The following is a 12,143-nucleotide window of genomic DNA, read 5'->3' on the forward strand; positions in this document are numbered from 1 at the left end:
ACGGGCGCATGAACGGCACCGGCGGGGACGCTCGACTGCGCGCCGTCGCCGAACTCGCGCGGGCGGTGGCGGCGGCGAAGTCGCCCATGGAGGCGGCCGTCGCCGCCGCGTCCTCGGCGCGGATCGCCCTCGGCGGTTCCATGGCGGCGATCTCCCGCTGGGAGCGCGACCGGGGACGGCTGCGGGTGCTGGTCAACGACGGGGACCTGGCGCCCGGCGAGGAGCCGCAGCCCGTCGAGGAGGTGTACTCGGTCGCGGACTTCCCGGAGATCGTGGAGTTCCTGCACGTCAAGTGGACCGAGGGCGGCGAGCCGCACGCCTGGATCGAGACGGCCGAGGGCCCGGCGGAGGGCCGTACCGGCGCTTACTGCCACCAGCGGGTGGCCACGCTGCGGCGGCGCGGCCGCACCTCCTGCGTCGTCGCGCCGATCATGCTGCACGGGCTCGCCTGGGGCGAGCTGTACGTGGCCCGGGGCGCCGGGCGGCCGGTCTTCGACCGGGACGACGCCGAGTTCGCGACCGTGCTCGCGGCGCTCACCGCGGCCGGGATCGCCCAGACCGAGCGGCTGGCCGAGGTGCGCCGGCTGGCCTTCACCGACCCGCTGACCGGGCTGGCCAACCGGCGGGCGGTCGACCAGCGGCTGGAGGAGGCGGTGGAACGGCACCGGGCCGACGGGACCCCGGTGAGCCTGATGGTCTGCGACCTCAACGGGCTCAAACGGGTCAACGACCAGCTCGGGCACGCGGTCGGCGACCGGCTGCTGGTCGGCTTCGGCTCCGTGCTGTCGCTGTGCGGGGCCGCACTGGAGGGCAGCCTGGTCGCGCGGCTGGGCGGCGACGAGTTCTGCCTGCTGTCGGTGGGGCACCGCGCGGAGCAGGTCGTGGCGGTCGCCGAGGAGCTGTGCGTGCGGACCAAGTGGCTGGGGCTGGGCGACGGGGTGGCGGTCGGGGTGGCGTCCACGGACGCGGAGATCGGCGTGGTGACCTCGGGGCGCCGGTTGTTCCGGCTGGCGGACGCGGCCCAGTACCGGGCGAAGGCGCTGCACTCGGTGGAGCCGGTGGTCGCCGGGCGTGGGGCGCCGGAGGACCCGGTGGTCCGGCTCGCCGACCAGCCCGCGGGCCACGACGTGGAGCGGCGCCGCTTCCGGGGGCGGGACTGAAGCCCCGCCCGCGGCCCGGGGAGCGCACCATGGGACGGGCCGGCGGGTGCGGCGGGGGCCGCGCGGAAGAGGCCCGTCGGGCACGTGACAGGTTGCGATTCAGTCCGTAGGGTTCGTGAATATGAGTATGCATAACGTGGTGATCGGGGCCCACGGGGCCGCGGCGGAGGACGTGCTGGCGGTGGCCCGCGGTGGTGCGCGGGTCGAGCTGTCTGCGGAGGCGCTGGCCGGGATCGCCGCGGCGCGCGAGGTCGTGGAGGCCCTGGCGGCGAAACCGGAGCCGGTCTACGGCGTCTCCACGGGCTTCGGCGCGCTCGCGGTGCGGCACATCAGCCCCGAGCTGCGCGCGCAGCTGCAGCGCAGCCTGGTGCGCTCGCACGCCGCCGGCATGGGCCCGCACGTGGAGCGTGAGGTGGTGCGCGCGCTGATGTTCCTGCGGCTGAAGACGCTGGCCTCCGGCCGTACCGGTGTCCGTCCGGTCGTCGCCGAGACGATGGCCGCGCTGCTCAACGCGGGCATCACCCCCGTCGTCCACGAGTACGGCTCCCTGGGCTGCTCCGGCGACCTGGCACCGCTGTCGCACTGCGCGCTGGTCCTGATGGGCGAGGGCGAGGCGGAGGGCCCCGACGGCGTCGTGCGCCCCGCCGCGGAGCTGCTGGCCGAGCACGGCATCGAGCCCGTCGAGCTGCGTGAGAAGGAGGGCCTGGCCCTCATCAACGGCACCGACGGCATGCTCGGCATGCTCGTCATGGCCATCGACGACCTGCGCCGGCTGTTCACCGCCGCCGACGTCACCGCCGCGCTGTCGATGGAGGCGCTGCTGGGCACCGACAAGGTGCTCGCCCCCGAGCTGCACGCGATCCGCCCGCACCCCGGCCAGGCGGCCAGCGCCGAGAACATGCGCCGCGTGCTCGCCGGCTCCGGGCTCACCGGGCACCACCAGGACGACGCCCCGCGGGTCCAGGACGCGTACTCGATCCGCTGCGCCCCGCAGGTGGCCGGCGCCGGCCGGGACACCGTGACGCACGCCATGACGGTCGCCGACCGCGAGCTGGTCTCCGCCGTCGACAACCCGGTCGTCTTCGCCGACGAAGGCTCTGGGGGAGGGCGTGTGGAGTCCAACGGCAACTTCCACGGCGCCCCCGTCGCCTACGTGCTGGACTTCCTGGCCATCGCGGCGGCCGACCTCGGGTCGATAGCGGAGCGGCGCACCGACCGGCTGCTGGACAAGAGCCGTTCGCACGGCCTGCCCGCCTTCCTGGCCGACGACCCGGGCGTGGACTCCGGCCTGATGATCGCCCAGTACACGCAGGCCGCGCTGGTCAGCGAGAACAAGCGGCTCGCGGTCCCGGCCTCGGTGGACTCCATCCCGTCCTCGGCGATGCAGGAGGACCACGTGTCGATGGGCTGGTCGGCCGCGCGCAAGCTGCGGCAGGCGGTGGACAACCTGGCCCGGATCGTGGCGGTCGAGCTGATGGCCGCGTCGCGCGCCGTCGAGCTGCGCGTCCAGGGCAGCGAGGTACTGGTGGCCGCCCCGGCGACCCAGGCCGTGGTGAAGGCGGCGCGCGAGGCCGGAGTGGGCGGCCCCGGCCCGGACCGCTTCCTGTCCCCGGACCTGGAGGCGGCGTACGACTTCGTGCGCGGCGGCGGTCTGGTGGCGGCGGCCGAGTCGGTCACCGGCCCGCTCGCCTGACCCCTGCCCCGCCCCGGCCTCCGGGCCGGGGCGGGCGGGTTCCTAGTACATCTCGCGGGCGCGGCGGCTCGCGTTGACCACGAGCGCCGCGCCCAGGCCGAGGAAGGCGGTCCCGCCGACCAGGTACGGCGTGGTGTCGACGCTGCCGGTGTCCGCCAGGTGCTGTCCCTGGTCGGTGCCCGACCCGGCGGTGGCGGTGGAAACGGACGACTGCGCGCTCGTGTTCGCCGTGTGCTCGGCACTGGCGGACGCGTTGGGCACGAAGTACAGGGCGCCGAGCACGGCGGCAGCCGTGACGGCGACGAAAGCGGGTGGACGGTGCGAGGTCAACGGATCCCCCAGCGGTTGCGGCGACTTGACCGTGAAGGCCGATGGTAGTGAGACAACCGCCGCTGAGGGAAGTTCGACCCCGGAACCGGAGCTTCCGCGGGTTCCCGGAGGGCTGCCGCGGGTATCCTTCCGCGCCGGAAGCGGACTGCCTGCGCAACGGGGGCCGTTCCCCCGCATACGCTCCGTCACATGAGCACTACTGACATCCCCACCGGGGAGAGCGGGCCGCGCTACGTGCGGCTCCAGGTGGAGCTGGTCCTGGAGATCACCGGGTCCGGCGAGCTGACCGACGCCGCGCTGGACCAGATCGGCGGCGACGAGTACATGCCGGACGACGAGCGGCAGCACGCCGAGGCGTCGGTGCGGCAGGACGAGTCGGAGGCGCTGGCCTACCTGGTCGATCCGTTCGACCTGGTCACCAGCGTGCCGGGGATCGAACTGGTGCAGGCGTCCTGGTCCTGTGCCCACACCGAGTACGACCCCGACTCCGACGAGTGGGACCTCTACGACGACGAGGCCGACGACGAGGTGGACGACGAGGTGGACGAAGCCGACATCGAGGAGGAGGAACCGCAGGGACGCTGAACGCGTCTTCGGCAGTGCGTGACTCACCCGCCCCGGGCCCCTCACGGGTCCGGGGTTTCGCACGGGCCGCGTGACCGCGCCCATGTCACGTGCGTCACGCACGTGTTCTTCCCCACACTTCCCGGGGTGGGGGAACGGACCAAAGACCCTGGCAGTTCCTGGACGTACGAGTGAGGCTCGATCGAGGGCCGTGGCCCGCGACGCACGCGGGCCGGGGGAAACGCGTACCGGAAGACATTGGAGATCTGTGTGAAGCGCGCCGAGACCGGCACAGCCACCGACACGAGTCCCTCGCGCAAGCGGCGAGCCGGGCTGGCAGCTCTGGCGCTGCTCGCCGTCGGGGCGATCACGCTGACCGCCTGCGGGGGAGACAAGGCGGGCACGGCCGGTTCCGACAACAACGCCAAGTCGCAGGCCTCGGTCGACGAGCAGGCGGCCAAGGACTCCTCGGACGCCCGAATATCGATCACCCCGAAGACCGGCGCCAGCGACGTCAGCATCAACACGGGCGCCAAGGTGCAGGTGACCGACGGTGAGCTCACCAGCGTCACCATGACCTCGGTCGCCGACGGCTCCGCCGTCAAGGGCACGATCTCCGCGGACGGGTCGAGCTGGGCGCCCGACGGCCCGCTGAAGCGGGAGACCCAGTACAAGATCGCCGCCAAGGCGGAGGACGGCAAGGGCCGCAAGGCCGCCGAGAACTCCACCTTCACCACGGTCACCTCCGCGCACAGCTTCATCGGCTACTACACGCCCGAGAACGGCCAGACCGTCGGCGTGGGCATGCCGGTCTCGATCAACTTCACCAAGGCGATCGAGGACAAGAAGGCCGTCCAGTCGGCGATCGCGGTGACCTCCAGCAGCGGCCAGGAGGTCGTCGGCCACTGGTTCAACTCCACCCGGCTCGACTTCCGCCCGGAGTCCTACTGGCAGGCCGGCTCCACCGTCACCCTCAAGCTGAACCTCGACGGCGTCGAGGGCTCCTCCGGGATCTACGGCGTCCAGGACAAGACCGTCAGCTTCAAGATCGGTCGCAGCCAGGTCTCCACGGTCGACGCCTCGACCCACCGGATGAAGGTCGCCCGCGACGGCAAGGTCATCCGCAACATCCCGATCTCCGCCGGCTCGGACGAGAACACCACCTACAACGGCCAGATGGTGATGTCGGAGAAGTTCACCGAGACCCGGATGAACGGCGCCACGGTCGGCTTCACCGACGACGACGGCAAGGGCGAGTACGACATCAAGGACGTGCCGCACGCCATCCGCCTGACCACGTCCGGCACCTTCATCCACGGCAACTACTGGGGCGCCGACTCGGTGTTCGGCGCCGTCAACACCAGCCACGGCTGCGTGGGCCTGAACGACACCAAGGGCGCCAAGGACACCTCCACCGACGCCTACTGGTTCTACACGAACTCGATCGTCGGCGACGTCGTGATCGTGAAGAACTCCAAGGACAAGACCGTCGACCCGGCGAACGGCCTCAACGGCTGGAACATGAGCTGGAGCGCCTGGAAGGCCGGCAGCGCGGTCTGATACCGCTCCCGCCCCGGACGGCGACAGGGGCCCGGAACCATGAGGTTCCGGGCCCCTGTGGCGTCCTTCGCGCCCTCGCCGGGCGGGCCGTCAGTCCTTCGTGCCGTCCACGATGACCGGGGAGCCGTTCGCGCCCGTGCCGCAGGGCACCGCGTACACGGGGTTGGACTTCGCGGCCTCGCGGTAGGCGTCCAGGCACTGGTTGTAGAGCACCTTGTCGCTCAGCGACCGCGCGATGATCCGGTTGGCGCTCGCGATGCCCTCCGCCTCGATCCGCTTGCGCTCCGCCTCGGCCTTGGCCGTCCTGGCCGCCTCGGTGGCCCGCTCGGTGGCCTGCTCCTGCTGGATCTTCTTGTCGATCTGCTCCTGCAACTGGTCGGAGGGCCGCACGTTGCGCAGGTTCACCGCGGTGACGTCGATGCCGCGCGGGGCGAGGCGCTGCTTGATCAGGGCGTCGATCTCCGACCCGATCCGCTCGCGGCCGGAGGCGTACCCCTCCTCGCTGCTGTGCTTGGCGAAGACGTTGCGTATGATCTCGCGGCTGTCCGGCATCACCAGCCGCGACTGGATGGCCTCCTCGTTGCCCGCCAGCCGGTAGAGCTCGACGGCCTTGGCGGGCACCACGGCCCACTTGATGGTCACGTCTGCGTAGAGCACCCCGCCCTGCGAGGAGCGCACCTCGACCACGTCCTTGTCGTGCAGATCGAGGTCGACCGGGCGCGTGGAGAACGACGTGACGTCGGTGAACGGCGACCTGAAGTGGATGCCGGAGGTCAGCGGGGAGCCGACCTTGCCGAAGGTCACCGGGACGCCGACCTCGTAGGCGCTCACGACGTGGACGCATGCGAAGGCGCCGGCCAGCACGCCCGCCAGGGCGCTGAGCGCCGCTCCCAGCTTCCAGCCGACGGAGCTCTGGCCCCGGGCGACGAAGAACAGCACGACCGCCGCCATGAGCAGCAGGATGGACAGCACGAACACAGGGATCCCCCTCCGGAACACGGACCGGCGCCGCCCCCCGGCCGCGCCGCGCAGCGCATCGTAACGGCCCGAGGTGACGGTTCCGTACGTCGTGTGACGGGCCGTGACGAGCTGTTGCGAGGCTGTTGCCTGGTCCGGACGCGGGCCCTGGCGGGGTGCCCGGCGGGCTACCGCGTCCGCAGCGCCTGGGGGTCGTCCAGGACGGAGCGCACCACGCTGTACGCCGCCCCGAGCAGCACGCCCTCGCGGCCCAGCCGGGACACCCGCACGGCGTCCGCGCGCCATTGACGGTCCGTCACGCGGCGGCCCAGCTCGCGTTCGACGGCCGAGCGCAGCCACGGCGCCAGCGAGGCCAGGGTGCCGCCCAGCACGACGGCCTGCGGGTCCAGCAGGTTCACCGCGCCGCTCAGCGCGATCCCGAAGGCCTGCCCGGCGGCCGCGAGCGCCTTCAACGCCGCCGGGTCCCCCTCAACGGCGGCCGCCTGGAGGGCCTTGAGCGCGTCCGGCCGCTCCGGGGCGATGCCCGCGGCGCGCAGCACGGCCTCCTCGCCCGCGTACTGCTCCAGGCAGCCGCGGGCCCCGCAGGAGCAGCGCGGGCCCGTCGGGTGCACGGGCACGTGGCCGAGCTCCCCGGCGAAGCCGCGCGCGCCGCGGAACAGCCGGCCGTCGACGACCAGCGCCGCGCCGATGCCGATCTCCGCCGAGACGTGCACAAAGTCGGTGACGCCCTCGTGGCCGCCCAGCCAGAGCTCGGCGAGGGCGCCGAGGTTGGCCTCGTTCTCGACCGTGACCGGGATGCGGGCTCCGGCGAGGCAGTCGCCCCCTGCCCGGTCGAACCAGCCCGCGGCGTCGACGTCCTCCCAGCCGAGGTTCGGCGCCCGCATCACGACCTGCCGGTCCCGGCCGACCAGGCCCGGCACGGCGAGCGTCAGTCCGGCCGCGCTCAGTCCGGCGGCCCGCGCCTCCTGCCGCACCCCGCCGACGAGCGCCGCGAGTTCGCGCAGCACCTCCGGCGCCGGACGGCCGCGGTTGTCCGCCTCGACGCGGGCCCGGGCGCGCACGGTGCCGCGCAGGTCGACCGCGACGGCGGCGAGGTGGTCCACCCCGACCTCGGCGCCGAGGCCCGCCGGACCGGTGTCGTTGAGCGCCAGGGCGGTGCCGGGGCGGCCGACCGTGCCGGGGCGCTGGGTGCCCAGCTCCACCAGCAGGCCGGCCGCGAGCAGCTCGTCGACGAGGGTCGACACGGTGGCCCGGGTCAGCCCGACCTCGGCGGCGACGGCCGCGCGCGAGACCTCGCCGTGTTCCGCCACGGCTCGCATCACCAGCGCCAGATTCCGCCGTCGCAACCCCGCCTGCGACCCCGGCCCTTCCGCCACGCCCCGGTCCCCTTCCGCTCTCGTCCGTCATCCGTCCTGGTCAACGTCGTCCTGCCCCCACCCTCGCACGCCCCGCCCGGCGGCCGGACCCCGGGCGGGGCGAGCGGCTCACCGCACGTCGAAGGAGTCGGCCAGCGCCGCCGCGAGGCGGTCGAGCGCGGCGTCGTCGCGCGGGACGGGGTCGTAGGAAGGGCCGGCCGTGGTGTCCCAGCGGCGGGCGACGGCCTGCGGGGACTCCCCGGTGAGCAGCCCGGCGGCCTGCGCGGCCGCGCCCAGCGCGACCAGCTCGTCCGCGACGGGGATCCGGACGGCCCGCCCCGACAGACGCCGCACGGTCTCCCGCCACGCCGTGCCGCGGGCGCCGCCGCCGATGAGCAGCAGGGGCTCGTCGGAGGTGGTGCCGTCGACCGCGAGCACCTGGTCGAGTGCGGTGAGCAGGGCGTACGCCGCGCCGTCGTACGCGGCCTGGAGGATCTGCCCCGGGGTGGTGTCGTGCCGCAGCCCGGTGAGCAGCCCGGAGGCGTACGGCAGGTTGGGGGTGCGCTCGCCGTCGAGGAAGGGCAGCAGGACCGTGCCGCCGCCCCCCTCGACCGCCTCGCGGTCCAGGGAGAGCAGCCCCGCGATCTTGTCGACGGCGAGGGTGCAGTTGAGGGTGCAGGCCAGCGGCAGCCAGTCGCCGTGCCCGCCCGCGAAGCCGGCGACGATGCCGGTGGGGTCGGTGGGCCGGGTGGCGGCGGGGGTGTAGACCGTGCCGGAGGTGCCGAGGCTCAGCGCGGGCTGACCGGGCAGGAGCCCGAGGCCGAGGGCCGCGGCGGCGTTGTCGCCGGTGCCCGCGCCGACCAGGACGCCCTCGCGCAGCGGCAGCCCGGGCAGGGTGACCCCCGCGGCCTCGCCGGGGCCGAGGACCCTGGGCAGCAGGGCCGGGTCGAGGCCGATCTCGGCGAGCAGCGCCTCGTCGTACGTCTCGGTGTCCGTGGCCCACCAGCCGGTGCCGGAGGCGTCGCCCCGGTCGGTGACGCCGGCGCCGCCGAGCCGTTCGGTGAGGAAGTCGTGCGGGAGGCGCACGGCCGCGGCGGCCTTGGCGGTCTCCGGCTCGTGCTCGGTGAGCCAGGCCCACTTGGTCACGGTGAAGCTCGTGCCGGGCACGCTGCCGAAGCGCTCCGCCCAGTACGCGGCGCCGTGCCGCTCCACCAGCGCGGCGGCCTGCGGGGCGGACCGCACGTCGTTCCAGAGCAGGGCGGGCCGCAGGGGCCGGCCGACCGGGTCGAGGACGACCAGGCCGTGCTGCTGGCCGCCGACCGCGATGGCGTCGGCGCGCTCCGCGTACGGCCCGATCTGGGCGAGCGCGGCGCCGAGCGCACGCCACCACACCTCGGGGTCGGTCTCGCGGCCCGCGCCCTCACTCACCGTGTGCCGGGCCTGTCCCCTGGCCAGCACCTCGCCCGTCTCCACGTCGACTGCGAGCACCTTGGTCGACTGGGTGGAGCTGTCCACACCCAGCGCGATCGGTCCGTTACCCATCCTGCGGCTCCCTTCACAAAGCGGCGATGGCATATTAATTTGTTCAGTGGTCTTACGAATAGGAGCCGCCGCGATGAGTTTCACCCCCACCCCCGAGGACAAGTTCACCTTCGGTCTCTGGACCGTCGGCTGGCAGGGCCGCGACCCCTTCGGTGACGCGACCCGCCCCGCCCTCGATCCCGTCGAGAGCGTCAACCGGCTGGCCGAGCTCGGAGCGTACGGCGTCACCTTCCACGACGACGACCTGATCCCCTTCGGCTCGGACGACACCGCCCGCGAGGGCCACATCAAGCGCTTCCGCCAGGCCCTGGACGCCACCGGCCTGAAGGTGCCGATGGCCACCACCAACCTCTTCACGCACCCGGTCTTCAAGGACGGCGGCTTCACCGCCAACGACCGCGAGGTCCGGCGCTTCGCGCTCCGCAAGACCATCCGCAACATCGACCTCGCCGCCGAGCTGGGCGCCAAGGTCTACGTCGCCTGGGGCGGCCGCGAGGGCGCCGAGTCCGGTGCCGCCAAGGACGTGCGGGTCGCCCTCGACCGCTTCAAGGAGGCCTTCGACCTCCTCGGCGAGTACGTCCTGGAGCAGGGCTACGACCTGCGCTTCGCGATCGAGCCCAAGCCGAACGAGCCGCGCGGCGACATCCTGCTGCCGACCATCGGCCACGCGCTGGCGTTCATCAACGAGCTGGCCCACCCCGAGCTCGTCGGCCTCAACCCCGAGGTCGGCCACGAGCAGATGGCCGGGCTGAACTTCCCGCACGGCATCGCCCAGGCGCTGTGGCACGGCAAACTCTTCCACATCGACCTCAACGGCCAGACCGGCATCAAGTACGACCAGGACCTGCGCTTCGGCGCCGGCGACCTGCGCTCGGCGTTCTGGCTGGTCGACCTGCTGGAGTCGGCCGGCTACGAGGGCCCGCGCCACTTCGACTTCAAGCCCCCGCGGACCGAGGACATGGACGGTGTGTGGGCGTCCGCCGCCGGCGGCATGCGCAACTACCTCATCCTCAAGGACCGTGCCGCCGCGTTCCGCGCCGACCCGGCCGTGCAGGACGCGCTGAAGGCCGCCCGCCTGGACCAGCTGGCGCAGCCGACCCTCGGCGAGGGCGAGTCCCTGGCCGACCTGCTCGCCGACCGCGGCGCCTACGAGGAGTTCGACGCCGACGCCGTCGCGACCCGCGGGTCCGCCTTCGAGCAGCTCGACCAGCTCGCGATGGACCACCTGCTCGGCACCCGCTGAGCCCCGCGGAAACCGGGTTGCCGCCGGGCCCGGCCCGGCGGCACCCTGCGGGGGTGATCGAACTGCGCGTGCTCACCCCCGACGACTGGCCGCTCTGGCGGGAGCTGCGGCTCGCCGCGCTCGCCGACGCGCCGCACGCCTTCGGCGCCCGGCTCGCCGACTGGCAGGGCGACGGCGACCGCGAGGAACGCTGGCGCGACCGGCTCGCCCTGCCCGGCTCGTACAACCTGGTCGCCCTCGTGGACGGCCGGCCCCGCGGCATGGCCAGCGGCGTCCCCGGCGAGCTGCCGGACAGCGCCGAGCTGATCTCGATGTGGGTCGCGGGCGAGGCCCGCGGCCGCGGCGTCGCCGACCTGCTGATCCGGGCCGTCGAGGAGTGGGCCGCGGGCACCGCGGGCGTCGCCCTGCTCCACCTCGCCATCGCGGAGGGCAACACGCCGGCGACGGCGCTCTACGTGCGCAACGGCTTCGCCGACGACGGGGGCCCCGGCGGGGTCATGCCGGACGGACGCCCCGAGCGCGTGCTGACGAAGCGGCTCGCGGCGGCGCCGGCCTGATCGGGCCGGCGCCACCGGACCCGGTCACCAGGCGAAGGCCTCCGGGGCGGGGCCCGGTCCGGGGAAGATCTCGTCGAGACCCGCCAGCAGCTCCTCGTCCAGCTCCAGGTCCACCGCGCGCAGCGCCGAGGAGAACTGCTCCGGCGTGCGCGGCCCCACGATCGGCCCGGTGACCCCGGGCCGGGTCAGCAGCCAGGCCAGCGCGACCTCGCCGGGCTCCAGCCCGTGCTTGCCGAGCAGGTCCTCGTACGCCTGCACCCGCGCCCGGACCACCGGGTCGGCCAGCCCCGCCGCCGACCGGCCCACCTTGGTGCGGGCCCCGCCGTCCTCCCGCTCCTTGCGCAGCGCGCCGCCCAGCAGCCCCTGGTGCAGCGGCGACCACGGGATCACACCGAGCCCGTACTCCTGCGCCGCCGGGATCACGTCCAGCTCGGCGCGGCGCTCCGCCAGGTTGTACAGGCACTGCTCGCTGACCAGACCCATCGAACCGCGGTTCGCGGCGACCTCGTTGGCCTGCGCGATCTTGTAGCCGGGGAAGTTCGACGACGCCGCGTGGAGGATCTTGCCCTGGCGGACCAGCACGTCCACCGCCTGCCAGATCTCCTCGAACGGGGTGCGCCGGTCGACGTGGTGGAACTGGTAGACGTCGATGTGGTCCGTGCCGAGCCGCCGCAGGCTGGCCTCGACCGCCCTGCGGATGTTGAGGGCGCTGAGCCGGTCGTGGTTCGGCCACGACTCCTCGTGCCACGCCTTCCCGTCCGCCGACATGTTCCCGTAGACCTTCGTGGCCAGCACCACCTTGTCGCGGCGGCCCCCGCCCCGCGCGAACCACGAGCCGATGACCTTCTCCGTCAGGCCCTTGTCCTCGGCGGTGCCGTAGATGTCCGCCGTGTCGAAGAAGTTGACCCCCGTGTCCAGCGCGGCGTCCATGATCGTGTGACTGGTGGCCTCGTCCGTCTGCCCGCCGAAGTTCATCGTCCCCAGGACGATGCGGCTGACCTTGAGGCCGGTGCGGCCGAGCTGTGTGTACCTCATGGGGTACCAGCGAACCTCTTCGAGTGGACTCCCGGCAAGTGCGTTGTCCGGGGCGGGGGGTTGTGGTTGCGGCCGGTTGTCGTGTGCGGGTTGTTTGCGCCTGCGGCGGGCGTCCACCCGCCCTCC

Annotated in this window: 11 protein-coding genes; 6 read left to right on the forward strand and 5 right to left on the reverse strand. The window is 73.5% G+C overall.

All coding sequences use genetic code 11. The annotated features are described in order from the left end of the window. The first annotated feature begins 8 nt into the window (after positions 1–8). Positions 9–1,160, forward strand: coding sequence for a GGDEF domain-containing protein (locus PV350_RS21995; RefSeq protein ID WP_500335541.1), 1,152 nt, complete (start codon positions 9–11; stop codon positions 1,158–1,160). A 127-nt stretch (positions 1,161–1,287) separates the two neighbouring features. Beyond that, on the forward strand, positions 1,288–2,853 hold the full coding sequence (gene hutH / locus PV350_RS22000; protein WP_499516925.1) for a histidine ammonia-lyase: 1,566 nt from the start codon (positions 1,288–1,290) through the stop codon (positions 2,851–2,853). Between the two features lie 42 nt (positions 2,854–2,895). On the opposite strand, the gene PV350_RS22005 is transcribed toward hutH, so the two are convergent. Beyond that, a complete protein-coding gene (locus tag PV350_RS22005) occupies positions 2,896–3,183 on the reverse strand; it encodes a hypothetical protein (RefSeq protein WP_500335543.1) in 288 nt (95 codons plus the stop codon). 189 nt (positions 3,184–3,372) lie between these two features. Between PV350_RS22005 and PV350_RS22010 the strand changes: the two genes are divergently transcribed. Both PV350_RS22010 and PV350_RS22015 read left to right on the forward strand, forming a co-directional pair. Next, positions 3,373–3,768 carry a hypothetical protein gene (locus PV350_RS22010; RefSeq protein ID WP_499513642.1) on the forward strand — a complete coding sequence of 132 codons (396 nt, stop codon included), beginning with the start codon at positions 3,373–3,375 and terminating at the stop codon, positions 3,766–3,768. A gap of 249 nt (positions 3,769–4,017) precedes the next feature. After that, entirely contained in the window at positions 4,018–5,307 is a 1,290-nt protein-coding gene (locus PV350_RS22015) for a L,D-transpeptidase (protein WP_499513643.1), read from the forward strand. Positions 5,308–5,397: 90 nt separating this feature from the next. Here the strand turns inward: PV350_RS22015 and PV350_RS22020 are convergent, their stop codons facing one another. The 3 genes from PV350_RS22020 to xylB all read right to left on the reverse strand — a co-directional run bounded on the left by PV350_RS22020 (position 5,398) and on the right by xylB (position 9,182). Next, positions 5,398–6,285 carry a prohibitin family protein gene (locus tag PV350_RS22020; protein WP_500335545.1) on the reverse strand — a complete coding sequence of 296 codons (888 nt, stop codon included), beginning with the start codon at positions 6,283–6,285 and terminating at the stop codon, positions 5,398–5,400. A gap of 167 nt (positions 6,286–6,452) precedes the next feature. Further along, complete coding sequence (locus PV350_RS22025) at positions 6,453–7,604, reverse strand: ROK family protein (protein WP_499516926.1); 1,152 nt, start codon at positions 7,602–7,604, stop codon at positions 6,453–6,455. 165 nt (positions 7,605–7,769) lie between these two features. Then, entirely contained in the window at positions 7,770–9,182 is a 1,413-nt protein-coding gene (gene xylB / locus PV350_RS22030; protein ID WP_500335547.1) for a xylulokinase, read from the reverse strand. 73 nt (positions 9,183–9,255) lie between these two features. Here xylB and xylA point away from each other — a divergent pair, with 73 nt between their 5' ends. Further along, positions 9,256–10,425 carry an apurinic/apyrimidinic endonuclease family protein gene (gene xylA / locus PV350_RS22035; protein WP_499513646.1) on the forward strand — a complete coding sequence of 390 codons (1,170 nt, stop codon included), beginning with the start codon at positions 9,256–9,258 and terminating at the stop codon, positions 10,423–10,425. Between the two features lie 53 nt (positions 10,426–10,478). Then, a complete protein-coding gene (locus tag PV350_RS22040; protein ID WP_500335549.1) occupies positions 10,479–10,982 on the forward strand; it encodes a GNAT family N-acetyltransferase in 504 nt (167 codons plus the stop codon). Positions 10,983–11,006: 24 nt separating this feature from the next. Here PV350_RS22040 and PV350_RS22045 read toward each other — a convergent pair whose 3' ends face one another. Continuing rightward, a complete protein-coding gene (locus PV350_RS22045) occupies positions 11,007–12,017 on the reverse strand; it encodes an aldo/keto reductase (protein WP_499513648.1) in 1,011 nt (336 codons plus the stop codon). Between the last annotated feature and the right edge of the window lie 126 nt (positions 12,018–12,143).

Source organism: Streptomyces sp. PA03-6a, from assembly GCF_033792765.1.
Classification (GTDB): Bacteria; Actinomycetota; Actinomycetes; order Streptomycetales; family Streptomycetaceae; genus Actinacidiphila.